This is a genomic window from Streptosporangium saharense (genome assembly GCF_014203715.1).
GTDB lineage: Bacteria > Actinomycetota > Actinomycetes > Streptosporangiales > Streptosporangiaceae > Streptosporangium > Streptosporangium saharense.
In genome coordinates this window covers 1,052,425-1,076,566 of the sequence record NZ_JACHJP010000001.1, presented here as the reverse complement: position 1 = coordinate 1,076,566, position 24,142 = coordinate 1,052,425, and the positions used below count along the sequence as shown (strand labels likewise).

The 24,142-nt window shown below is 71.9% G+C and carries 19 protein-coding genes; 13 read left to right on the top strand and 6 right to left on the bottom strand.

The window, feature by feature from the left end:
• Positions 1-136 precede the first annotated feature (136 nt).
• The 3 genes from FHS44_RS05320 (at position 137) to FHS44_RS05310 (ending at position 1,558) form a co-directional block, all read left to right on the top strand.
• Positions 137-964 (top strand): helix-turn-helix domain-containing protein, encoded by an 828-nt coding sequence (locus tag FHS44_RS05320; RefSeq protein WP_184712714.1) that lies wholly within the window; start codon positions 137-139, stop codon positions 962-964.
• Positions 952-1,167, top strand: coding sequence for a DUF397 domain-containing protein (locus FHS44_RS05315; protein WP_184712713.1), 216 nt, complete (start codon positions 952-954; stop codon positions 1,165-1,167). Before FHS44_RS05320 ends, FHS44_RS05315 begins: the two co-directional genes overlap by 13 nt.
• A 175-nt stretch (positions 1,168-1,342) precedes the next feature.
• Positions 1,343-1,558: a DUF397 domain-containing protein gene (locus FHS44_RS05310; RefSeq protein ID WP_184712712.1), complete on the top strand. Its 216-nt coding sequence runs from the start codon at positions 1,343-1,345 to the stop codon at positions 1,556-1,558.
• A gap of 608 nt (positions 1,559-2,166) precedes the next feature.
• Here the strand turns inward: FHS44_RS05310 and FHS44_RS05305 are convergent.
• The 4 genes from FHS44_RS05305 to FHS44_RS42245 form a co-directional block, all read right to left on the bottom strand.
• Positions 2,167-5,871 carry a bifunctional glycosyltransferase/CDP-glycerol:glycerophosphate glycerophosphotransferase gene (locus FHS44_RS05305; protein ID WP_184712711.1) on the bottom strand — a complete coding sequence of 1,235 codons (3,705 nt, stop codon included), beginning with the start codon at positions 5,869-5,871 and terminating at the stop codon, positions 2,167-2,169.
• Between the two features lie 76 nt (positions 5,872-5,947).
• Entirely contained in the window at positions 5,948-7,648 is a 1,701-nt protein-coding gene (locus FHS44_RS05300) for a glycosyltransferase (RefSeq protein ID WP_184712710.1), read from the bottom strand.
• A gap of 12 nt (positions 7,649-7,660) precedes the next feature.
• Positions 7,661-9,691 carry a glycosyltransferase gene (locus tag FHS44_RS42250; protein ID WP_184712709.1) on the bottom strand — a complete coding sequence of 677 codons (2,031 nt, stop codon included), beginning with the start codon at positions 9,689-9,691 and terminating at the stop codon, positions 7,661-7,663.
• The gene (locus FHS44_RS42245; protein ID WP_184712708.1) at positions 9,688-10,677 is read right to left on the bottom strand and encodes a class I SAM-dependent methyltransferase; all 990 of its coding nucleotides are present in this window, start codon (positions 10,675-10,677) and stop codon (positions 9,688-9,690) included. The genes FHS44_RS42250 and FHS44_RS42245 overlap by 4 nt, the downstream gene beginning before the upstream one ends.
• Positions 10,678-11,209: 532 nt before the next feature.
• On the opposite strand from FHS44_RS42245, the gene FHS44_RS05285 reads away from it, so the two are divergent.
• The 6 genes from FHS44_RS05285 (at position 11,210) to FHS44_RS05260 (ending at position 19,776) form a co-directional block, all read left to right on the top strand.
• Positions 11,210-12,934, top strand: a complete 1,725-nt coding sequence (locus FHS44_RS05285; protein WP_184712707.1) for a S1 family peptidase — start codon at positions 11,210-11,212, stop codon at positions 12,932-12,934.
• The gene (locus FHS44_RS05280) at positions 12,931-15,135 is read left to right on the top strand and encodes a serine/threonine-protein kinase (RefSeq protein ID WP_184712706.1); all 2,205 of its coding nucleotides are present in this window, start codon (positions 12,931-12,933) and stop codon (positions 15,133-15,135) included. The genes FHS44_RS05285 and FHS44_RS05280 overlap by 4 nt, the downstream gene beginning before the upstream one ends.
• Positions 15,136-15,159: 24 nt before the next feature.
• The gene (locus FHS44_RS05275; RefSeq protein WP_184712705.1) at positions 15,160-16,956 is read left to right on the top strand and encodes a vWA domain-containing protein; all 1,797 of its coding nucleotides are present in this window, start codon (positions 15,160-15,162) and stop codon (positions 16,954-16,956) included.
• Positions 16,953-18,056, top strand: coding sequence for a GlnX family signal transduction membrane protein (locus FHS44_RS05270; protein WP_184712704.1), 1,104 nt, complete (start codon positions 16,953-16,955; stop codon positions 18,054-18,056). The genes FHS44_RS05275 and FHS44_RS05270 overlap by 4 nt, the downstream gene beginning before the upstream one ends.
• A 95-nt stretch (positions 18,057-18,151) precedes the next feature.
• The gene (locus FHS44_RS05265) at positions 18,152-19,417 is read left to right on the top strand and encodes an ABC transporter substrate-binding protein (protein WP_221460338.1); all 1,266 of its coding nucleotides are present in this window, start codon (positions 18,152-18,154) and stop codon (positions 19,415-19,417) included.
• The gene (locus FHS44_RS05260) at positions 19,414-19,776 is read left to right on the top strand and encodes a CU044_2847 family protein (RefSeq protein WP_184712703.1); all 363 of its coding nucleotides are present in this window, start codon (positions 19,414-19,416) and stop codon (positions 19,774-19,776) included. Before FHS44_RS05265 ends, FHS44_RS05260 begins: the two co-directional genes overlap by 4 nt.
• Positions 19,777-19,929: 153 nt before the next feature.
• Here the strand turns inward: FHS44_RS05260 and FHS44_RS05255 are convergent, their stop codons facing one another.
• Entirely contained in the window at positions 19,930-20,643 is a 714-nt protein-coding gene (locus FHS44_RS05255; protein ID WP_312863529.1) for a TetR/AcrR family transcriptional regulator, read from the bottom strand.
• Between the two features lie 65 nt (positions 20,644-20,708).
• On the opposite strand from FHS44_RS05255, the gene FHS44_RS05250 reads away from it, so the two are divergent.
• From FHS44_RS05250 to FHS44_RS05235, 4 genes are all read left to right on the top strand, one after another.
• On the top strand, positions 20,709-21,689 hold the full coding sequence (locus tag FHS44_RS05250; RefSeq protein WP_184712701.1) for a saccharopine dehydrogenase family protein: 981 nt from the start codon (positions 20,709-20,711) through the stop codon (positions 21,687-21,689).
• 43 nt (positions 21,690-21,732) lie between these two features.
• The gene (locus FHS44_RS05245; protein ID WP_184712700.1) at positions 21,733-22,218 is read left to right on the top strand and encodes an RrF2 family transcriptional regulator; all 486 of its coding nucleotides are present in this window, start codon (positions 21,733-21,735) and stop codon (positions 22,216-22,218) included.
• Positions 22,219-22,262: 44 nt separating this feature from the next.
• The gene (locus tag FHS44_RS05240) at positions 22,263-22,655 is read left to right on the top strand and encodes a RidA family protein (RefSeq protein WP_184712699.1); all 393 of its coding nucleotides are present in this window, start codon (positions 22,263-22,265) and stop codon (positions 22,653-22,655) included.
• Between the two features lie 126 nt (positions 22,656-22,781).
• Positions 22,782-23,435 (top strand): class I SAM-dependent methyltransferase, encoded by a 654-nt coding sequence (locus FHS44_RS05235; RefSeq protein WP_184712698.1) that lies wholly within the window; start codon positions 22,782-22,784, stop codon positions 23,433-23,435.
• Here the strand turns inward: FHS44_RS05235 and FHS44_RS05230 are convergent.
• Positions 23,414-24,112, bottom strand: a complete 699-nt coding sequence (locus FHS44_RS05230) for an AraC family transcriptional regulator (protein ID WP_184712697.1) — start codon at positions 24,110-24,112, stop codon at positions 23,414-23,416. The genes FHS44_RS05235 and FHS44_RS05230 overlap by 22 nt on opposite strands.
• Between the last annotated feature and the right edge of the window lie 30 nt (positions 24,113-24,142).

Here is a 24,142-nt window from a genome sequence, read left to right as displayed (position 1 = left end):
CCTGCGGGCAGTTTTCAGAGTGCCGTTGACGAGCCGATTTTTTATGCGAAACTCCAGTCACATCTGCTGGACAGATCCGCACTTCGGTCAGTTCAACCAGTTCAACCGTTGTGGGATCGTGTTTTATGGAGCCGCCATGCCCGCCCCCAAGGAGCTGAATCCGGACGCAGGTCCGCTGGCTCTTTTCGGCTATGAGCTGCGCAGACACCGGGAGGTCGCCGGACTCTCCCAGGACCAGCTGGCCAGGAGAATGCGTTTCAGCGCCAGTTTGATAGGCCAGATAGAACGCGCGACCCGACGGCCCTCACGCGTCTTCATCGAGCGCTGCGAGGAGGCGCTCAACCTGAACGGCGAACTGCTCCACCACTGGCCCGGCCTCACCAGGGAGGCCGCACCGCGATGGTTCCGCACCTGGCTGGAGGTCGAGAGCGAGGCCCACACCATCCGGGCGTGGGAGCCGCTCCTGGTCCCCGGGCTGCTCCAGACCGAGGACTACGCCAGGGCCGTCATCAGCGGCAAGCCCGGCGCCACCCCCGACCAGGTCGAGGAGTCGCTGGCCGTACGGATGGCGCGGCAGAAGGTCTTCCAGCGCACCGAGCCGCTGATGTACTGGGTGGTGATCGACGAGTGCGTGCTCAGGCGCCCCATCGGCGGCCGTGAGGTCATGCGCCGCCAGCTCGAACACCTCCTGGAGATGCTGGAGTCCCCGCGCATCAGCATCCAGATCGTCCCCTTCGACCTCGGCTCGACTACAGGGCTCCTGGGTGGGTTCGCCATAGCCCAGCTCAGGCGGGGGCCGGACACGGCCTACCTGGAGTCGATGGGAGCAGGGCACGTAACCGATCGCCCGGAGGAGGTTCAGGCCGTTAACCTCAGGTACGAGACGATCCGTGGCGACGCGCATTCGCAGCACGCCTCGACGAAGATAATCAAAGAGACGATGGTGAAGCTATGGACGACCTGAGCGTTGAGCTGGCCACCGCCGCATGGCGCAAGGCCACCAAGTCCGGCTCCAATGACGGCAACTGCATCGAAGTCGCCCCCCTGTCCGACGGCCGCGTCGGCATCCGCGACACCGAAGCCCCAGAAAAAGCCCCCTACGTCGTCAGAGCAAGCGTCTGGGACGCCTTCATCGACGGAGCCAAAAAGGGCGAATTCGACTTCTGACCCCCCAACCCACCACTGAAAGCCCCCGAACCCCGGGGGCTTTCAGCAATATGTACCCCTGGAGAACCAAGGCGGAGGAGATTCAGGCCGTTAACCTCAGGTACGAGACGATCCGTGGCGACGCGCATTCGCAGCACGCCTCGACGAAGATAATCAAAGAGACGATGGTGAAGCTATGGACGACCTGAGCGTTGAACTGGCGACCGCCGCATGGCGCAAGGCCACCAAGTCCGCTTCGAACGACGGCAACTGCATCGAAGTCGCCCCCCTGTCCGACGGCCGCGTCGGCATCCGCGACACCGAAGCCCCAGAAAAAGCCCCCTACATCGTCAGAGCAAGCGTCTGGGACGCCTTCATCGACGGAGCCAAAAAGGGCGAATTCGACTTCTGACCTCCCAACACCCCGAACCTCATGCGGTCGGCCATGAGAGTGGCCTGGAGTGTCCGTTCAGCGGCCTTCCCGCCTTGCCGGATCACCGACAGGATCTCGACATGCCTCGTGGGAAATGGATACCGATCGCGATCGTCGTGGTGTGCGTGGGCGACGCGGTTTCGTATGGGGTTCTGCCTGCGGTGCGAATCGGGTGGTGCGAGCTTTTTTCCGTACGGCGTGCGGCGGTCGCCGTCCCACCTCCCGACGCGTCCCCAAAACAGGTCGTCACGGCGTATCTGCACGCCGTGGCCGCCAGAGACGACGACGTCGTCCTCGCCCTGTCCGCGACCTCCTTCTCGGCCAGATATGGCGGCACGGGCTTCGGATGCTCCTACCGTCGCCTCGATCTGATCCAGGTCGGCGAACCCCATGCGGACAGTTCGCCATACGCCCGGTTCGTCCTCGCCGTTCCGACCCGGTACAGGGTCGAGACGGAGGATGGGGACCCCGAAGCGAACGGGGAGCGTCGTTACGACTATCTGGTGGGCGGGACACCCCTGCCGAACGGTGGCGGGTCATCGACTACGGGAACGGATGAGAGACCCCCTGGGTCAGATCACGAAAAGTCATGACGGGCGGTCGTGGATGGCTTTTCGGGTTTGGCGGGGGATGTCTATTTCGGGGCGGTGGCCGAAGAGGTGGTCGACGAGTCTGGCGGTGGCGCCGCCGTCCGCCGGGGGGCGTAGGTCCGTCACGAAGGCCCGGTAGCGCTCGCCGTACTCGATCGTCACCCGGTCGAGGTCGCGGAGGGCCGCCGCCAGCTCCGCCGTGGTGCGCAGCAGGGGGCCTGGGGCCAGGGCCTCCAGGTCGAAGGAGAAGCCGCGCACCTCGTCCCGGTAGTGCTCAAGGTCGTAGGTGTAGAGCAGGATGGGCCGTCCGGTGACCGCGAAGTCGAACATCGCCGAGGAGTAGTCGGTGACGAGGACGTCGGCGACCAGGTAGAGGTCACGGACGTCGGGATAGGCCGTGACGTCCAGGACGAATCCCGTGCCCGCCCTGGGGATGCGGTCGAGGGTGTTGGAGTGCCTGCGGACCATGATCACGTGGTCGTCGCCGAGGGCGCGCCACATCCGGTACAGGTCGAGCCGCAGGTCGAAGCGGGAGCGCCCCTTGCCGTGGTACCTGTCGTCGCGCCAGGTCGGCGCGTACAGCACGACCTTCTTGCCCCCGGGCAGACCGAGCCGTTCCCTGATGGCCGCCACCGTCCCCGGGGAGCGGGGACGGGCCAGGGCGTCGTCACGCGGGCTGCCGGTCTCCAGCAGTTCCCCTCGAAAACCCTCGAAGTCCTCGAAGTCCGCGAAGAAGCCCCCGACATCCCCGACGCTTCGAATGCCCTTAGCGCCGCCGATGCCCCGAATGCCCCCGGCGCCCCCGGTGCCGCTGCAGCTCTCGGAACCCGAGAACCCCTCGGAGCCCGCGAACCCCGACCCCACCAACCCGGACCCCGCGAACGCCGATCCAGGGAACGCCGCCCCCGGGAACTCGGAGCCCGGGGAACGGAAGGCCGCGCCGAGGATCTGGGTGCTCCACGGGCCCTGGGTGACCAGGTGGGTCCACTGGGCGACCTCCCTCGCCAGCCGTTCCACGTGGACCGGTGCGGCCAGCGGGCCCCTGTCGATGTCGAAGCCGACCCGTTTGGGGGTCGCCCCCGGCCAGGTCTGCACGACCACCTGGCCCGGCCTGCGGCGGAACCACCTGGGGAGGGAGCCGTCCGTGATGACGTACCGGCAGGTCGCCAGCGCCTCGAAGTGTTCGCGCGTCGAGGTCGCGACGGGCGTGACCATGTCCGGCAGCGTCACCTGACGGTCCCTGACGTGCCAGAGGAACTCGACGGCGGTCCCCCGGCGCCGCAGCTCCTCGTAGATCGCCCTGGGGTCGCCGCAGAAGCCCCTGCCGCCACGGCTGTCGAAGAGCACGGCCTCGCGCAGCGGCTCCTCCTCCCGCAGCCGGACGTGGAAGCGGTCGCGCAGCGCCCGCCGCTCCCTGGGCTCCTGCGCCTCCCCGCGCAGGTCGCCGCCGACGGTGAGGGTGGGCACGCCGTCCCGCCCGGTCTCGAAGGTCGTCTCGCGCCACGCCCCGGTGTGGGTGACCGGCCCGTCGAGCCGTGACAGGAGCCGTCGTTCCCGGCCTCCGGCTCGTACGGCCAGGCCGTACGAGCCGGTCGGCAGGGGGAGGCGGCCCGCGAGGGTGGCGACCTCGCCCGGGGTGAGCATGACGGTGAAGCGTCCGTGGGCCACGCGCAGCGGGAAGACGTGCTCGTCGTGGCGACTGCGCGAGGTCACGACCAGGTGGGCGGGGTCCGTCCCGGCGGCGGTGCCGGACAGCTCAAGGTCGCCGTCCTGCGTCCACTCGGCCCGCAGGACGTGGTAGGCGCGGGCGTGTTCGCGCAGCACGAGGGCCCCGGAGAGGGACGGTCCGGCGACGAGGTCGCGTCCCGCGTAGGTGTGGCGGCTCCCGGCCACGGGGTCGGCGGCGACCGAGCCGACGCCCGCTCCCTCGACCTCGATCCGCCACTCGGCGGGCACGTCGAGGAGGGCGGCCTCCGGGCTCGACGCGGGCAGCGCGGGCAGCCGGGAGGCCAGCAGCCTGTCCAGCTCGACCGTGGCCAGGAAGCGCTCGCCCACGACGTCCACGGGGAAGCGGTGCACGACCCCGCCCCCGGCCCTGGAGACCAGCAGCACCGGGTCGGGTCCCGGGTCCTCGGCGACGTGACCCGCCAGCAGCAGCCGGTCCTCGTCGAAGGAGCACCCGGTGACCACGAGCCGGTCGCGTTCGACGCGGACGCGGAACTCCCCCGAATCCGTCCAGTGGGGCCACAGCCGTACTCCCGGACGGGGTTCGTGGTGGTCGAGCGGCGTCTCGACCGGGCCGTGCCTGCGCAGCCGGTCACGTCTGAGCATGCCGCGGTGCACGATCCACAGGTCGACGCGCCAGCTCGTCCCCTCGGTCAGGGTGTCCGCGTCCACGGACAGGGAGAAGCCGCACCAGTCCTGTTCCTCGCGGGAGAACAGCGAGTCGGCGGGGAAAACGGTGACGGGGACCCTGACGCCGCGTCCGGTGTCCTGCCTGACGAACCAGGCGAAAACGTGCTGGTGCCTGCGCTCGCGCGGGCTGAGGTACCTCAGCGTCACCCGGCCCTGCACGTGGAGCCTGCCGCCCTCCCAGCGGACGTCGTCGATCCGCTGACGGGGTTCGAGCTCGTGGCGCAGCCGTGTCACCCTGGAGGGAAGCGGCACGGGAGCGGCCAGGTGGTGGCGGCCGAGGCGTCTGACGGCCTTGGCGTCGGGCGGGGCCGTACGGTCCCATTCGAGCAGTTCGAGCAGTTCGGGCAGGCGGCGTTCGCGGACCAGGCGCCAGCGCGCCCGCTTCTGCGCGGGCAGCCGCGCGAAGACCCTGGGCCCGGCGGCGTCGAGATAGTCGCAGGCCAGGTCGAGGAAGCACTGCCGGAAGTCCTCCCCGCCGCGTTCGAGCGCGGGCAGGAAGACGGGCAGGTCACCGTCGAGGACGGTCAGGTCCCAGGCGGGCACGTGCGCGGCGCGTCCGGTGCCGAGCAGGAAGTCCCGTACGGCCCGCACCGAGGCGAAGCGGTCCTCGATGCCCCTGACGTGCGCGCGGTCCTGGGTGATGGACAGGGAGTCGCCGTCCCGCTCGCGCCACAGGTAGATGGGGCGGGCGAGCACGTCCACGGTCTCGGCGAGGAAGTGGGCAGGCAGGGCGACCGAGGTGTCCTCGTAGAGCACGCCCTCGGGGAAGCGCAGCCCGTGCTTCTCCCAGAAGGAGCGCCGCCACAGCTTGTTGGTGACCAGGCGGTCCCGCAGGAGGGTCTGCGTGCGGGTGACGTGGGTGCGGGTGAGGCGCTCGGCGAAGGCGTCGCGGTGCATGTTCGACCGCCAGGCGCCCCTGCCGTTGAACCGGTGCACGTTGCCCGTGACCAGGTCGGAGCCGGTCTCGGCGAGGGTGGCGGCCATGGTCTCCAGCGCGTACGGCGGGAGCATGTCGTCGCTGTCCACGAAGGCGAACAGCTCCCCCGAGGCGGCCCGCAGGCCCACGTTGCGGGCCGCGCCGAGCCCGGCGTTGGGCTGGCGGACCAGCCGGAAACGCCGGTCCTGTTCGGCGAACCGCGCGGCGATCTCCGCACTGGTGTCGGGGGACCCGTCGTCCACCATGACGACCTCGATGTCCCGCCACGTCTGACAGGCGAGCGACTCCAGACAGGCCGTGAGGTACGGCTCCACGTCGTAGATCGGAACGATCACACTCAGGGCTGGCACGGTGTGGACTCCCATGGCTGGAGCGGGCGGGACCCGGCACCCCGGCCTGCCCGGTTGGATGTCGTCTGTCCGGCTCTCATCCCGGACGGCTCCCCCCACGGGAGCGGGAGCGCCTGCTGCGGCGGATGCCCGCGACGGTCAGCGCCTTCCTGACGGCCCTGCCGAGGACGCGCCGCACGCGCCGGGCGGGGGTGCGGTCGAGAATGGCCTGCAACCGCGCCGTCCGCCGTTTCCAGCGCTGTGCCCGCCGCTTCCACTGTTTGGCCTTGGCCGCGGCCTTGGTGGCCGGCTTCTCCACGGCCCGTTCCATGGGCAGCAGGCCCCAGGTCTCCCCGTCGAGCCACTGCGTGCCGAAGGTGGCCTCGACGAGGTCCTCAAGGTCGGGGCCGCCGCCCCGCTCGGCGAGCAGCCTGGCGCGGCCGAAGGCGGCTGTCCTTTCGAGCCTGGCGGCCACCACCCCGTCCGTCCCCGAACCGCCCCGCTCGGCCAGCGCCAGCGAGACGAGGCCGTAGCCGTTGTCGTCCGCCAGCCGTACGAGACGGTGCAGGCAGTCGACCGCGGGCACCCAGCCGGGCGGGCACACGAACCTGAAGGGGGCGGGGAAGGGGCTCTCCGGCACGCTCTCGACGAGAGTCACCCGCCCGTCGTGCGCGTAGAGCTCGTGGACGAGCCGCAGATCGACGGTCGGGTCGTCGAGGGGCGCGCGGCGCTCCTCCGGCAGGGAGGACCACGGTCCCACGACGGCGATCCTGAGGTCGGCGATCGAGCCGCGCAGGAACCCGTCAACCGTGGCGCGGACCTGCTCGTAGGAGGCCTTCCCGGCCTCGACCACGATCTCGACGTACGGCACCGCCCACTGCCTGACCGTGGGCTTGCGCAGCCACCGGAAGGTGGGGACCCGGTTGGCGAGGAAGACCCAGTTGTGCCGTTTGACCTCCTGCTCCCTGCGCATCACCGTGGAGGCGCCGAGGTGGCGGCTGCGGGACTCCTCGTCGGCGACGAAGACGGCGCCGACCTGCGCGAGGCGGTAGCCCAACTCGGTGTCCTCGGCCAGGACCAGGGAGGTGTCCATCCCCCCGGCGCGGCGCAGCAGGGAGGCGGGCAGGGACGCGCTCGCGCCGACGTGCACCTTGAACGCCTCGAAGCCCGCCTCCCGCAACCCTGCGGTCCGCCCGATGTACTCGCTGGACCAGGTGTCGGTGACGTTGCCCTCGCCGTCCCCCAGGGCGTCCTCGAACAGCTTCTCCGTGGTGCCCGCGCTCACCGCGGCGTGCACCTCGGCGGGGGTGAGGCCCGCGTCCCAGGCCGCGACCATCTTGAGCGTGCCGAGCACGGTGAGGTAGTCGGCCAGGTGGTGCCAGCGCATCTGCGCCTCGACCTGCTCGCGGAAGAGGACCATGTCGGCGTCGAGCCAGTGGATCACCTCGCCCTCGGCCACGTCGGCCCCGCTCTGGCAGGCCCAGGCACGGCCCCACCCACCGGGACGGCTGCGCACGACCCGGGTCCGTTCCGGGACGATCTCCGGCAGCCGCAGCGGGGGCTCGGCGCCGTCGTCGACGACGACGACCTCCATCAGGTGGCTCGGGTAGCTCTGCGCGGCCAGGCTCGCCAGGGTCAGCGCCAGAGTGCGGCCCCGATGGACGGGGACGACGACGCTGACCGTACGGCTCGGCGTCCACGCTCCCAGGGCGGGGGGCGTCACGACTCCGAAGTCGTTGAGCCGGATCAGCGGCTGCGCCCCCCGCGCCGGACGGGCGCGCACGTCGTGCATGTTCATGGGCCCCTTCATCTATGCCTCGTCGCGCTCTCCGGTCGCGGAGAGTCCTTCCATTTCCATCAGCGGGTTGGCGTGGAACCCCCTCCACTGCCGCCTGAACGACCGCAGGAAGGCGTTGATCGGCTCCTGCCAGGTGTGGCCGGAGGCCTCCCGGCGCCGGAGGATGTAGTTGAGGCCGTGGGTGCGGTAGACCCGTCCCCCGGCCGCGGTGACCGACTGCAGCAACTGGCCGTCCACGGTGCGCGGGATCGGGCGGAAGCCTCCCGCGTCGTCGAACGCCGCGCGGGACAGCAGCATGGTTCCGCCCGCCACGACGCCGGTGTACAGCTCGGTGGCCATGTCGCGGCGCACGGTGACGCCGATCCGCTCCAGATAGACGAACTCGGGCGCGGAGCCGACCAGGTCGGCCGCCGAGTAGCGCTGGGCGAGCAGCAGGTCCGACAGGTGGTCGGGGCCGTACCAGTCGTCGTCGTCCATCTTCGTCAGCCAGGCACCCGAGGCCCGTTCCGCGGCCTGGTTGAGCGCGTCCCCGAAGACCATGCGCCCGTCGGCCTCGATCACGGTGACCGTCCCCTTGTAGGCGGAGACGGCCGCCGCGACGTCCGGGTGGTCGGCCTGGAAGCCGTGCAGGGTCAGGACGACCTCGACCTCGGGTCCGCGCTGCCTGCCCGCCTGCCGCAGGGCGAAGCCCACCATGTCGGGGCGCCGCGTGCACAGCAGGACGGAGACCGTCGTCGGCGCGGGCGCGCGCAGGCCGCTCATGGTGGCGAGCGCGCGCCACCGGCCCGCGACGCCGTGCAGGTCGAGCGCGCAGCGCCGCAGCCTGACGCTGTACTGCTCGCGGTCCAGGGCGTCGGCAAGGCGGGAGGCCGCGAAGCCGTCCAGCACCCCGGCCAGCTCGGCCCCGAGCAGGTCGCGCCAGGCCCCGGCGGGGGTGGCGACGACGGGCACGCCCGCCGCGGCCAGTCCGCAGACCGTACGGGCGAGGCCGAGCGGGGAGATCCGGTTGGCGAGTTCCCCGGTGAGGTCCACGGTGACGCCCGCGAGGCCGCGCAGCCGGGCGACGTCGGTGTCGGTGAGCGCCCCGGACAGCGGGACGCGCACGACGACATCCCCGGCGGCGATCTCGTGGGCTCCCGTACGTTCGGTCAGCTCGGCGACGGGTCCGTCGGCGGCGGGCAGGAACCCGACGGGACAGACGGAGCGCTCGTCGACCGGCGCGAGCAGGTCGGGCGTGAGGGGGCCGTCGGGCGGCGAACCCCCGGAGACGAGCCGCACCGGCCTGTCCGTACCGGACACGGGCCGGGCGGGCACGAGATGACGGGCGGGCTCCGGCCGGTCGATCGGCTCCGGTCCCTGTAGGACGGGGGCGTGGTGTTCGTGGACGGGGACGTCGCCCTGCCGGGCAGAGGCATCGCCTTGCTGAACAGAGGCGTCGCCCTGCCGGGCGGGGTGGCCCGCCGTACGGAGAGAGAGGTCGCTGCCCGGGGCGTCGCGTCGCGGTGGAACGGGACCGGAGAGGGGCGCGGGGGTGGCGTTGGGGTCGCCGGGCCGCCAGTGGGCCGCGCCGGTGCCCGCGAGGGAGACCACCGGGCCGTGCAGCGTCTCGCGGGCCACCCCGCCCATCCCCCTGGCGACGGCGCGCAGGACCTCTCCGGCGGGTACGGCCTTGCCGAATACCGCCTCGACGCGCCAGGCGCAGGCGGGCGGGCGGCCACCGCGCACGCGGACGTCACGCAGCGCCCGCCAGAACGCGGCCCCGTCGGGGACCGGCACCGGGGGCAGCCGCCACTGCGGCGACTCGGCGACCATGACCGTCAGCGTGCGGACGCGCGGCAGCATCGTCCCGTACGGCACGGCCCGTCGCAGGTCGGCGGGGGTCCTGGCGAGCACCAGAAGGGCATCGGCCTCCTTGGCGATCACGTGGTCGGCGGGGACGGCGTCCAGGTCGGTCCAGGTCGCGTTCGTCCCCTCGCGCAGCCTGGCCAGTACGGCGGGGCTCTCCTCGAACCCGATGTGGCAGCCGAGTGTCTCGCGGCTCACACGCCGCCCCTGACGAAGACGTCCAGGCCCTTCTCCGCCGGATGCTCGGTGCGGACCACGTCGGGGAAGCGCAGCACCCAGCGGTCGCTGACCGCCTTGTCGTCCTCCCGCGCCGCGTCGTCGAGGAAGAACGCGACCTGCTCGGAGCAGCGGGGCAGCAGCAGCGGCAGCGCCGGGTAGCGCGCGGCGGGTCCGGTGGCGCCGGGCGGACCGTCCACGAAGACGAGGCCGATGTCCTCGATGCCGTCGAGCGCCTCCCGGTCGTACCACAGGTAGCTCTCCTGCCCCTCCTCCCAGGGAAGCAGGGGCGCGTCACGAACCTCGACGACGTCGGACAGGCCGTGGGCGCGGACCAGGTCGCGGCTGGCCTCGGCGTAGCGCGGCTCGTGTTCGAGCGCGACGACCGTGGCCCCGGTGCGTTCGGCGACGTAGCCGAGCCACACGCTGGACGACCCGCTGCCGCACTCGACGATCGTCTTCGGCCTGGTCCTGAGGATCCACCCGGTCATCATCCGCAGCACGTCGGGGGAGGCGGCCCAGCCCCTGAGCGCGGGCAGCGGGGCGCGGGGGGTGATGAGCGCCCGCAGGTCGGTGAAGGCCTCAAGCTGCGCGTAGGAGCGGCCGATCTCCCGTTCCAGGGAGCGGCACTGCCCGCCGACCCGGTCGAGACCGACCTCGACCAGCTGGGTGGTCCTGGTGAGGGAGCGCAGGCACTCGGCGTGCCGTACCTCGCCGGAGCTCTCAAGGGAGCCGACCCTGCGCCCGAGGCGGTTCAGCTCCCCGCACATCCGGCCGTTCCTGGCCTCGCCCCGCCGCAGCGCCCGCGTCAGGGAGCGTGCGGCGGCGAACGTCAGGCACCCCGTCCCGGCCGCGAACCCGGCGGAGAGCGCCGTGGGCAGGCGGGGGTCGAGGTCTCCCACGCTGTAGGACAGCGCGGTCACCGCGATCACCACACCGGCGGCGACCCTGATGGTACGGCTGGGCACTCTTATCAACGGCATACGTAGTTGGGCCTTTCGGGGAAATTGCCCGCATGGATCGCATTCCTGCATCACCGGCCATTCAACGGGCAACGTTATGGAAATAACGTAGTGGCCTGTTCAAGACGGCGTTCCGCGCTTGGCGCTGCCTTTGCCGAGCCCGTCCCAAGGGCTTGCGCGCCATGAATAAGAGGGCGCAGAATTTCACACGGAACCAGGAAAACCACTTTCCACCTGAATCGCCTTTCGGCCGCCACACCGAGTTTTCTGCCAGGCCGTACACCCGGGAAAAAACGAACAAACCACCGCAAGCAGGACAGCAGGCACCTCGCATGGCACGATACATATCGCCATATCCGGTCAGCCGATAAGAACTGTCGTAAATCATTTGATAGCCTGACCCGCATTCCTTTACGAATTGCACACGGTGCATTACCGTCGCCCCAACGCGAGACAGAGGCGGAGGTCCCCCGGTCGATCCGCCTTTTCGATCATCATTCGAGAGGCGGCGGCCCCCGGTCGCCTGGAGTTGATCAGAGTGCGTTCGACCGAACCCGACGGCGTCCCCCTCCCCTGGCACGCGCGCGTCAGGGACGCCGCCACGGACCGGATCCTCGGCGCGGGCGTGCTCGTCGGCACCCGGCACGTGCTGACCTGCGCCCACGTCGTCGGTGACCCGGAGAACGAGGTCGTCGTCGAGTTCACCACCCGCCCCGAGGCGACGACCACAGGGCGGGTCGAGCCGGACCACTGGATCCCCGAGGGGAAGGCGGGCGAGGGCGACATCGCCCTGCTCAGGCTCGCCGAGGACCAGCCGGAGGGCTGCGGCGCCGTCCTGCGCAGGCAGGCGACCCCGCTGGCGACCGAGGTCCACGCGCTCGGCTTCCCCCAGGGCCACCCCGACGGCCTGTGGGTCTCCATGCGGCTCGCGGGCAACTGCGGCCCGTGCGGCGAGTGGGTGCAGCTCAACGACTGGCGCCCCGGCGAGCCGTCCAGGGGGTTCAGCGGCGCGGCCGTCCTCAACATGCTCAACGGCCACGTCATCGGCATGGTCGTCGGCAGGCACAACGGTCCCCCGGCGAACCTCGCCTACATGATCCCGGTGGAGACCGTCGCGCGTTACCTGCCCCGGACCAGACGCTGGGTGCACGGCCCCGGCGCGGTCGATCCCGAGACGGCGTCCGACTACGACCCGCTGGTCCCCGACGTCGCGCTCGCCCAGCGGATGACCGACTGGCTGCGCGCCCCGAGCACCGTGCGCGTGCTCGTCGGCGACGGCCCCGGGCAGAGACGGACGCTGCGCAGCGTCATCGTCTCCTCCGACCGGGAGCACCGCCCGCCCGACCGGGTGCTGGTCTCCGCGCCCCCGGGAACCGTCTCCCCCGTCGCCAGCCTCGACCTGGCCGTCAACGCCTCGGGCAAGACCGTCGAGGCGATCTCCCAACGCATCCTCGACCGGCTGGGCATCCCCGGCCCCGCGAGCGGCGCGGCCGGACGGGTGCGGGACGGCGTCCCGGCGATGACCATCGTCGTGTACGGCATCGACGAGGCCGACGACCCGGTCTCCCTGGTCGACACCCTGCTGCGGCCCCTCGCCGAGCAGAGGTCACGGCTGCTGCTGGTGTTCGGCCGTGATCCCTCTCCGGCCCTCACCCGGGCGCGGTCGCTGGAGTCCGAGGCGGCCGGCGCCGAACGCGAGCACGTCCTGCGCCTCCTCGACGAGCTGACCGGCAGGGTCGCCAAGCTCAGGACCGCTGAGAGACGCGCCGTCGAGCACTGGCAAAAGGTCGCCCCACGCGTCGCGGGCGTGCCCGACCCACCCGACCTCGCCGCCGCGTTCCTGCTCCGCCTGCTCCGGCATCCCGGCACGGCCCCCGAGGAGCACTGGACCGCCCGCGAGCTCCAGGAGCTCCTGCGCCGCCAGAAGCGCGCGGCGACCCGGATCGAGGAGTACGGCGGAAGCCTGCGCGAGGCCCTGGCACGCAGGAACGAGCTACGAGGCCGCCTGGAGACGAGCAAGGCCCTGGCCGTGGACGCCGACCTTGCCGAGGACATCGACCTGGGCCGCCTCTACGACGAGGCCCACCGCCTGCTGTGGACCGAACGCCCCTGCGACGTGGGCGAGGCGGGCGCGGTGGTCAGGCACTACGAGACGACGGTACGGCGCCTGCGCACGGCCGCCCCCGAGACGAGAGGCCGTGAGGCGAGAGACCGCGTGGCGGACAGCGGCGGAGCGGGAGACGGGGCGGGGGGCGGCGGATGAGGCCGTGCGCGCGGGCCGGGTGTACGGGGGTCGTCGACGACACCGGTTACTGCGACGCCCAAGGGCACCGGAACGTCCCGCAGCCGACGAAAGCCGTGGAGGCCACCGGAGAGCACGACTTCTCCGTGGTTCCGTTGCCCAGGCTTCCCGCCACGGACCCGCTCAGCCACATCGATCCCGCCCCCCACCCGCCCGAGCACGGACGGCCCTGCGCGCGTCCCGGTTGCACGGGGATCGTCGGGGGCGGCTACCTCGGACAGCCACCGCTCTTCGAGGGCGTCTGCTCGGTCTGCCGCACGCCGTACTCCTTCAGGCCGAAGCTGCTGTCCGGTGAGATGGTCGACCGGTACCGGGTGCTCGGCTGCCTGGCGCACGGCGGGCTCGGCTGGGTCTACCTCGCCTGGGACACCAGACTCGAACTGCACGTCGCGCTCAAGGGGCTGATCGGCGACGGCGACGAGCACGCCCGCCGGGTGGCGGTGCGGGAGCGGCAGATCCTCACGGTCCTGCACCACCCCAACATCGTCCGCATCCTCAACTTCGTCACCCACCCCGACCCGCGTTCGGGGGCGGAGACCGACTACATCGTCATGGAGTACGTGGACGGCCAGCCCCTGCACAGGCTCGCGGCGGCCGGTGACCTGCCCGTCGAGCAGGTGATCGCCTACGGCCTGGGCATCCTGTCAGCCTTCGAGTATCTCCACGGCTTCGCGGACACGGGCTCGGGGCGCCGTGGCCTGCTCTACTGCGACATGAAGCCCGACAACGTCCTGCACACCGGGGACCGCGTCAAGCTGATCGACCTCGGCGCGGCCCGCTGGATCGGCGACAGGACCTCCCCCCTCGTCCACACCCGCGACTTCCAGGTCCCCCAGGAGGAGATCGACGAGCACTGGCTGACCGTACGGTCCGACCTCCACACGGTCGGCCGCACCCTGGAGGCCCTGCTCCCCGACGACTGGCAGGCCGAGGACGCCCCCGGCGCCGAGTCGTTCCTGCGGCTGCTGCGGCGCGCGACCGCCCCGTTCGAGGAGCGCTTCGCCTCCGCCGCGGAGATGGCCGAGCAGTTGCGCGGTGTGCTGCGGGAGATCCTCTCCCTGCGGGACGGCGTCCCCCGCCCGGAGCCGTCCACGGTCTTCGCGCCGACCGCCGCGCTGCTCGACGCCGGGCTCGGGGCGGTGCCGCCGCTCGACCACTGGACCGATGTCGCGGGCCGTACGGCGTCGCTGGATCCCGGCAGGCCCTCGCCCGCGCAATGCGCCGTCCGGCTGCCCACGCCCCGGGTCGATCCCGGCGATCCCGAGGCGGGCTATCTGGCGAACGTGAGCGTGGACGACCCCCGGCGGCTCGTGGACACCCTCGCCGCCCCGCGCCGGGAGTCGGCCCAGGCGCACCTGCTCATGTGCCGGGCGCACCTCGAACTGGCCGAGATTGACGAGGCGGGACGGTGCCTGGAGAGGGCCGGGGAGCTCCTCGGCGGGCGCGCGCCGTACGACTGGCGGATGGCCTGGCACCGTGGGCTCCTCGCCCTCGCCGAGGACCGGGTCGAGGCGGCGCGGGAGCGGTTCGACGCCGTCTGCACGGCGCTGCCCGGGGAGGACGCGCCCAGGCTGGCCCTGGGCTTCTGCGCCGAGCACCTCGGGGAGCCCGACCGGGCCGCGCGGCACTACCGGGCGGTGTGGCGCCGTGACCGTTCCCAGGTGAGCGCGGCCTTCGGGCTGGCCCGCATCCACCTGGCCGAGGGCGCGAGGGGTGAGGCCGTACGGGTCCTCGACCAGGTTCCCCGCGTCTCACGTCACTTCGACGCGGCCAGGATCGCCGCGGTGCGGATCCACGCGGGACGGCTGCCCGGCGGCGCGGGGGTGCGGCTGCCGACGGCCGCCGACCTGGGCGAGGCGGTCAACCGGCTGCCCGACCTCTATCTGGACGGTGGCGACCGGGACGGCGACGCCCGTGCCCGGCTGCGGGCCGTACTCCAGGAGGCTGCCCTTGGGTGGGTGCTGGAGAGCGGCACCGGGTCCTTCCGCAGGTCTCCCACGAGGTACGGCGCGCCGGTGCTGGCGGATCCGGTCGGGGAGGCGGCCCAGCGGGCGCTGCTTGAGGAGTCCCTGCGCAGGCTCGCCCAGCAGGCGCAGGACGCCGGGCGGCACGACGCGCTGATCGACCTGGCCAACACGGTCCGCCCGAGAACCCGGCGGTGACACGGCGATGAGGAGCAGGAACGGATGAGCGCACGCCCCGCCTTCACCCTCGAAGTGGGCCAGAACAAGTACCTCAGGGCCACGGCCGACGAGATGCACGCCATGCTCACGATCGGCGCGCACGGCCTGGACGGGCTCGCCCCCACGGTCGCCGAGGTCATCCTCGTGGACACCTCGGGCTCCATGGGCAGGCCGGGCACGAAGATCGGCGCGGCGCGGCGGGCGAGCGCGGCGGCGATCGACACGCTGCGCGACGGGGCGTTCTTCGCCGTCGTCTCCGGCAACCACGAGGCCGCGATGGTCTACCCGCCGACCCCCGGCCTGGCCGTCGCGACGCCGGAGGTCAGGCGGGAGGCGAAGGCCGCGGTGCGGCGGCTCACCGAACGCGGCGGCACGGCGATGAGCACCTGGCTACGGCTCGCCCGGCAGGTCCTCGCCACCCGGCCCGCCGTGATCAGGCACGCGATCCTGCTGACCGACGGCCGCAACGAGAGCGAGCCCGCGGAACGGCTCGACGCCGAACTCGACGCCTGCGCGGGGTTCCTCTCCTGCGACGCCCGCGGCATCGGGGACGGCTGGGCCTCGCAGGAGTTGCTGCGCGTGGTCACCAGGCTCAACGGCACTGCCGACGCCGTACGGGACGACGTCGACCTGGTGGCCGACTTCAGGGAGCTGACGCGCTCGGCGATGCGCAGGGGCGTCCCCGACCTGCGGGTCAGGCTGAGGCTGCTGCCCGGCGCCGAGGTCCGCTACGTCAGACAGGTCTTTCCTGTCGAAGCCGACCTCACCGGGCGGCTCACGCGGACCGGGGACGTTGTCGAGTTCGGGACGGGGCCGTGGGGCGAGGAGAGCAGGGAGTACTTCGTCTGCGTCGCCGTCGATCCGACCGGCCGCGACCGGGGCGAGGACCTGCGGCTGGCCCGGGTCGATCTGGAGGCCGCCGAGGGGACGTCCACGGACGTCGAACTGCCCGCCGTCGGTACGCCGATCCTCGTGCACTGGACCGACGAGCCGGTGCTGTCCTCCAGGATCGACCCGAAGATCGGCCACCACACCCGGCACCTGGCGCTCAGGGAGGCGATCGACGCGGGCCGCCTGGCCTACGAGTCCGGCGACAGGGCCGGTGCGGAGCAGGCGTGGGGCCGGGCCGTACGGCTCGCGACAGAGCTTGGCAACGACAGGAACCTCACCTGGCTGTCCCACCTGGTCCACGTCGTGGACGCCTCCCGAGGGCTGGTGCGGCTGCGGGAGCGGATCGACCCCAGGGACATGAAGGGCTCCCAGCTCAGCTCGTGGCACTCGACCCTGAGCCCCGGCACCCGCTCCCGGCGTCCCGGCGAGGGGGTGGGGGAACGGCTGGTGGCGGGAGGGCGGCGGTGCTCGAACTGCTCACGGGTGCCCCGGGCGGAGAGCAGGTTCTGCGAACAGTGCGGCCTCCCCCTGACGGCTGGGACCTCTTCGCCGGAGGCCGTTGAAGATGCCCTTCCGTCCGAGGCACTCCCGGAGGCGTTTCCCTCAGATGCGCGTCTCTTGGATGCCTCCGCGAAGGCATCGCTTTCGGACGCGCTTCCCCCTGAGGCCGGACCAGATGCCCTGCCATCGGATGGGCCCTCGGACACGCGTTCCTCCGACGCTGCCTCGAAAGCGCCGTTTTCGGACGCGCTCCTCCCTGAGGCCGTACCGGATGTCCTGCCATCAGAGGCGCCCTCGAATGCCGTTTCGAGGGACGCGCCTCCCCCTGAGGCCGTACCAAATGCTCTGTCACCAGAGGTGCCCTCGGACGCTGTTTCAAAGAGCGCGCCTCCCCCGGAGGAGGGGTGAGCACGACGCGGAGGACCCTGTGGCGGCTTCGGGCTGGGTTGACGGTTGCCGTGGTCGCGTTGTTCGCCACCTCGTTCTGGCTGTTCCAGGGGGTGCACCAGACCGCGAACTCACGGGCGGTCTCCGCGATCCTGGAGATATCGAGCGTCCGGCAGGCATTGGCCACCGCCGACCGGGCCGCCGTCGAGACCTTCCTCGGCGCCTCGAAGTCAGCGGGGCCGACACTCACGCTGCCCGCCGAGCAGGAGTACCGCGAGCAGATCCAGACCGCGGGTCTCAACCTCGCCCAGGCGGCCAGGGACGACGTCGCCGAGGACATACCGGGCAGGAGTGACGACCTGCAGCTCGCGCAGGGGATGCTGGCCGTCTACACCACCCTCGTCGAACAGGCCGGGGAGCACTACCGGCGCGGGGACGACACCGTCGGCGCGACCTACCTCTGGGGCGCCTTCCGTCTCATGCACCATGACGACCAGGGCATCCTCAAGACGCTCGACGACGCCCAGGAACGGCAGTGGACGTGGCTGCGCGCGCAGTTCCCGTCCACCTGGGCGATGCGGACGGCCACGGTCTCCTGGGGTGTCTGCCTCCTGACGACGCTGGCCCTGCTCTGCGGGACGCAGCTCTTCCTGCGGCGGCGCTTCCGGCGGGACCTGAACCCCCGGCTGCTCGCGGCCACCGGGCTCGTTGTCGTCCTGGCCGCGGCGACCTCGCTCGCCTATTTCTCCAGGGCCAGCCTCGACGAGGCGGGCACGATGACGCGGCGGGTGGCCGAGACCAGGAAGGCCGAGGTGGAGGCGGAACGCCGCTTCGGTGACGAACGGCTGGCGCGGCTGCTGCTCCCCGTCTGCGGCGCGCCGAGCCGCTGCGGGCCCACGGTCGCCAAGGAACTTCGGGTACGGCCCGGCTCCCCCACCCCGGTCCTCCCCGCGGAGACCGTGGAGGCCGCCGAGATCAGGGGGGTCACCACCCGGATGCGGGACGCCACGGAGTACGCGGGCCTGGCCTTCCTCATCCCGCTGCTCGCGGTCACCGCCGGAGCGCTGATCTGGAGCGGCATCCATCCCCGCCTCAACGAGTACAGGTACCGCCCACGATGAGACACCGAACCCTTCACAGAGCCATAGCGGGAATTGTCGTCGCCGGGTTGACGGTCCTGGGGACCGCGTGTGCGCCGTTGCCGGGAGGCCGTACCGTGTCCGTGCTCGCGACCTGGACCGGCACCGAGGCCGAGCACTTCGGGCGGGTCCTCGACGCGTTCGAGGACAGGACCGGCATCCACGTCGAGTACACCGGGACCCGCGCGATCGACGAGACGCTCCGCTCCGACCTGCGGGGCGGGACGCCGCCGGACGTCGCGATCCTGCCGAGCACCGGTGACCTGGCGCAGTACGCGCACAGCGGCGACCTGCTCCCCCTGGACAAGGTGATCCCCTGGCAGGGGCAGTACAGGCAGCCGTGGCTGCTGCGGCTGAACCAGCGGGTCTACGCGGTGCCGTTCAAGGTCAATCTCAAGAGCGTCGTCTGGTACGACCGGGCACGGTGGCGGCGGCCCGCGCCCCTCGACATGCGGGACCTGCTCTCCCTGCGGGCCGACGGCGGGGAGCGGACCGTCTGGTGCCTGGGGATGCAGGCCCTGCGTTCGGCCGGTTGGCCGGGGACGGACTGGATCGAGGACGTCCTGCTGCACCAGGCCGGTCCCGAGACGTACCGGAAGTGGGCCTCGGGCACGCTGAGCTGGTCCTCGGCGCCGGTACGGCAGGCGTGGGAGACGTGGGGGAAGATCCTGGACGCCTCCGGTCTCGACCGGCAGGGCCGCAGGGTCGCGCTGCTGACCGACTTCGGCGAGGCGGGGCTCGGGCTGTTCGGCGACCCGCCAGCCTGCCTCCTCGAACACCAGGCGTCCTTCGTCATCGTGTCCTACCCGCCCGGCAGCGACGTCGACTTCTTCCCGTTCCCGTCCCTCAACCCCTGGGACAGCGTCCCCGCCCACCAGCCGATGGTGATCTCCGCCGACTTCGCCGGGATGTTCAACGCGACCCCGCAGGCCGAGGAGCTGATGAGGTTCCTCGCCGGTGAGGAGGCCCAGCGGATCTGGCCCGCCATCCCCTCGGGGGCCGCGTTCTCGGCGAACCTGAGGGTGCCGCCCGACGCCCATCCCGCCGCGGATCCGGTGGGCAGGAAGGTCGCCGACACCCTCGACGCGGCGGCCATGGTGTGCCTGGACGCCTCGGACCTCATGCCGCCCGCCCTGCGCGACGCCTTCGGCGACGCCGTCCTTGAGTACCTCAGCGCCCCGGAACGGCTGCCCGCCCTGCTCGCCGAACTCGACAGGGTCCAGGCCCGCGTCGGGGACCGGTGGCAGCCGAGCGACCAGGAACGCCAGGACCTGAGGTCCTTCTCCTGCCCCGGTCCCCTCGACCGGTCCACCCCTACGAATCCGAACGGAGTCACCCCATGACCGAACTGGTGCGTTTCGAGCTCGACGACAAGGAAGGGTCCGTGCTCGTCGAGCTCGACCCGCTGCCGGGCTTCGAACGCCTCTCCCGGGGGGAGGGCAACCTCGCCCAGGCGAAGGTCTCCTTCGAGAACGCCCTCGCGGGGGTGCGTGACGCCGCGTCGAGCGCCCTGCGGCAGTTCCAGGCGATGGCCGTACCCCCTGACGAGGTCGAGCTGCAGTTCGGCGTCAGGCTGAGCGCGTCGGCCGGGGCGGTGATCGCCAAGACCGGCGCGGAGGGCCACTTCGAGGTGCGGATCAAGTGGCAGCGCGAACCCCGCCTGCGCATCCTCTCGGACCCCACGACTGACGGGTCCGCCTGACCCCTGACCCGGCGTGTACGGCTGGCGCCCCCGCCTGCCCGCCGTACTGCCGGGACCGTTTCTCCCGACGGCTCCCGCCGGGGAGGGTGACGGGCCCGGACCGTGCTGAGTTCGGGGTGCGCGTCGTCCATCGTCATGACCGGCGTCTCCGGGTCACCCTCCTGGGGTGACACGCCGATCGTCGTCCGGGCGGGGCAGGGTGGTGAGCATGCCGACGAGGGCGTCGACGGCCCAGTCCCGCCAGCGTGTCCCGCTCCAGCCCCGGATGTGGACCAGCAGGTTGTAGGTCTCGGGGGCCAGGACGGTCAGGGCGATGTCGGCGGCGGTCTCCGCGGTGAGCCCGGCACGCAGGGGGGTCTTGTCGGCCAGGGCCTCGGCGAACACGCGCTGGACAGTGAGGCGCTGCCGAAGGTTGGTGACCCAGACCTCGGCGAGGTCGGGGTCGGTGGTCGCGGCGCCGCGCACGACGTCCAGCAGCGCCGCCACCCGGAGGTGGATGTCGGCGGCGCCGTCCACCTGGCGGCGGAGCTGCCCGACCGGGTCCGGCTCCGCGAGGGCGGCGCGGGCCCAGGGACGGTCGAGGGTGGGCACCGGCTCGTCGTCACCGGCGACGGCCAGGTCGAGCGCGGTGGTGAGGATGGCCCGTTTGGTACTGAAGGCGTAGTAGAGCGTCTGCTCGCTCACCCCGGCCCTGGCCGCGATGGCGGCCATGCTCGTAGCCGTGTAGCCGGAGGTGGTGAACAGTTCGGTGGCCGCCGCGGTGATCCGGGCGCGGGTGATCCTCGCCCTGGCCGTCCGCCCGTCCTCCTTCTGCCCGGACTTCGGCCCAGATGCGCCGTCGCGTCGTCGTCTCGGTGTCTCGCTCACGACTTGACTATAGCGGCACTCTAAAAACATTCTTATAGCGTGACTACAAAAACTTGGCCTCAGCGATGAACACCGTCCTCGTCCTCGGCGGCTACGGCACGGTCGGCCGCGAGGCCGCCACCGCCCTCACCCGGCATCCCGGCACCCAGGTGATCGTGGCCGGACGCGATCCCGGCCGGGCACGGCCCGTCCCCGGCGCCGTCGCCATGCGCCTGGACGCCACCGACCCCGCCGCCCTGGCCGTGGCGCTGGACGACGTGACCACGGTCCTGATGTGCGCCGAGATCGACAACGCCCGCGTCGCCCGCGCCTGCCTGGAACGCGGCGTCTCCTACGTGGACGTGTCGGCCTCCCACGACCTGCTCACCGAGATCGGCGGCCTCGACGACCTGGCACGGGCATCCGGCGCGACGGCCGCCCTCAGCGTCGGCCTCGTCCCCGGGGTCACCAACCTGCTGGCCCGCCTCTGCGCGGAGCGCTCACCCACCACGGAAGCGCGCATCGGCGTGCTGCTCGGTTCCGGCGAACAGCACGGCCCGGCCGCCCTCGCCTGGACCCTGGACGGGCTCGGCGCGCTCGACGGCTCCTGGACCATGACCTTTCCCGAGCCGTACGGCACGCGCGTCGTCCACAGGTTCCCGTTCTCCGACCAGTACACGCTGCCCGGCACACTGGGCGTGCCCGCCGTACGCACCGGGCTGTGTTTGGACTCCCGGCTGTTCACCGGCCTGCTGGCCGCCGCAGGGCGGCCCGCCGTCGCGCGCCTGCTGCGGCGCGACGGGGTCCGCTCCCTGCTCCTCACCGTGCTGGGGAGGGTCCACCTCGGGAGCGACGGGTTCGCCGTGACGGTCACCTCGGGTACGGCACGGGCGGCCTTCGGCGGGCGGCGGCAGAGCCTCGCCACCGGCCGCGCCGCCGCCCTGGTCGTGCGCGACCTGCCCACGTTCCCGGCGGGCGTCCGGCACATCGAGCAGCTGGTCGATCCGGTCGCCTTCCTGACCGAACTCGCCGCCGACGGCTTCGACCTCGCCCTCCCCCACGGCTGACGGGGCCTCGCGTGGGCTATTCTGGACATGTACTATCCAGAATATGAAGATGAGTGAGGGCGTGGAGTGGGCGCTGCACACGTGCCTGAACCTGGCCTGGGTCGAGGACGGCTCGCCCGTGTCCGCCACCGTCCTGGCCGACTACTTCAGGCTGCCTCCCGCCTACCTCAACAAGCAGTTGCAGGCCCTGGCGCGGGCCGGGATCGTGTCGTCGGTCTCAGGGCCGCGCGGCGGGTTCCGGCTCGCCCGTGAACCGGGGGACATCACCGTGCTGGACGTGGTGGTGGCCATCGAGGGGCCGCAGGACGCCTTCCGGTGCACCGAGATCCTGCGTGACGCCCCGCACGGCGAGGCGGGCGTCGACTACCGGAGCACGTGCGCGATCTCCCAGACGATGCGGAAGGCCGAGCTGGCCTGGCGGAGGGAGCTGGCCGGTCAGACCCTGGCCGACGTGAGGGCCACGGTCGAGTCCCGCTTCCCTCTGGTGGCGGGGCAGACCCGCGACGGGCTGCGGAACCGGCGAACCTGAATTTCGCCTGATAAATCCCGAAAAATCATGGAAAGGAAGCGACCATGCCGCACACCATCATCAACCCGGCTTCGCTCCACAACCCCATCGGATTCGGCTACAGCCACATCGCCCGCGCCTCGGGGGAACTCGTCTTCGTCGCGGGTCAGTACGCCTCGGACGGCCAGGGCCAGGTCGTCTCCGAGGACTTCACCGAACAGGTCGAGCGCTCCTTCGCCAACCTGGGCAACGCGCTGGACGCGGTGGGGCTGGACTTCAGCCACGTCGTACAGCTCCGCACCCACATCGTCGACCACGACCTGTCCAAGCTGGAGGTTCTCGGCAAGGTCATCCACGGGATCTGGGGGGACCTGCCGCCCACCCAGACGCTCACCGGCGTGGCCGCGCTCGCCCTGCCCGGCATGCTGTTCGAGGTGGACGCCGTCGCGGTCACCTGAGATCAGGGGGCTTCGCCGTACCCACTCGTCGCTTTTGGTACGGCACGCCGTACCAAAGAGAGCGCTGTGCCCGGGGCGAGCGGTTCGTTCAAGACCGGGGTGCGGCGGTCGCACAAGACTGCGGGCATGAGCGAGAACACCTTCACTCCCGCCCTTGGCCGGTTCGCGCCCACCCGGTTCTACGACGGCGTGGTCGCGCTGACGCGCGAGCGCCTGTGGCGGGCGCTGGCCGCCATGCATGTGGCGCCGCGGCCCGGAGACGTGATCGTCGATGTGGGATGCGGCACCGGTTCGCTGGCGGTTCTGCTGGCCCGCATCGAGCCGGGGGCGCGGATCGTCGGCCTGGACCCCGACCCCGACGTGCTCGCGGTGGCGCGGCGCAAGGCCGACACCGCGGGCGTGACGGCGCACTGGCGGGTCGGCATGGGCGACAACCTGGTCGAGGCGCTGGGGGCGGACCCGGTGGACACCGTCGTGTCCAGCCTGGTGCTCCACCAGTGCCCGATCGCGGTGAAGCGGGCGGTGCTCGCGTCGATGTGCGCGGTGCTGCGGCCCGGCGGGAAGCTGGTGATCGCGGACTACGGCCTGCAGCGGACGAGGTTGATGCGGCTGGCCTTCAGGACCGTGCAGTTCGCGGACGGCAGGGAGGACACCCAGCCCAACGCCGACGGCGCCCTCCCCGGCCTGATGACGGCGGCCGGGTTCCGTGACGTCCGCGAGGTCGAGGTCGTCCCCACGGCCACCGGTTCGATCTCGGTCTACGTCGCGCGCCGGGAGTGACCGCGCAGGAGCGCCAGCACGGTCGCGGGGGTGAGGCCCATCATCTCGCGCATCCCCCGGGTGAGGTGCGCCTGGTCGGCGAAGCCCGCCGTGAGCGCCGCCTCGGCCGGTGAGCGTCCCGCCTGCAACGCCTCGGCCGCCCGGCGCAGCCGTACCCACACCCGCCAGCGGGTCAGCGGCATGCCCACCTGACTCCGCGCCAGGGCGCGCAGGCGCTGGGGGGAGAGCCCGACCAGCGCGGCCAGGACCGGCATGGGGACGCCGCGCTCCCCCAGCACGTCCAGCGCCTCGACGAGGCGGGGGTCGAGGTCGCCCGACGGGTGCGCGCCCGCCCTGCCGATGTCCTCCTCGCGCAGGTCACGCATCTCGGGGGCGGCTGTGACGCCGTTCCCGTAGCGCTCGCGCAGCCGGTCGGCGAACACACAGTGCGGCTCGACGTAGAAGACGAGCAGGTCCGGGGCGGCGAGCATGCGGTGCCGTTCCATCGGCGGCACGACCAGCGCCGTCGCCCTGTGGCAGGTCTCCGAGGCGTCCACCACGGAGATCTCGCCCCGGACCGCGACGGCGATCTGGAAGGCGGCGTGCCGGTGGACGGTGCTGTCGCCCGTCGGGCCCCGGTACACCGCGTATCCCTCGCCGATGGCGAAACGGGGCGTCGGCTCCTCCGGGGCGTTCATCCCCTTGATACTGCCAAACCTTGCGCCGCC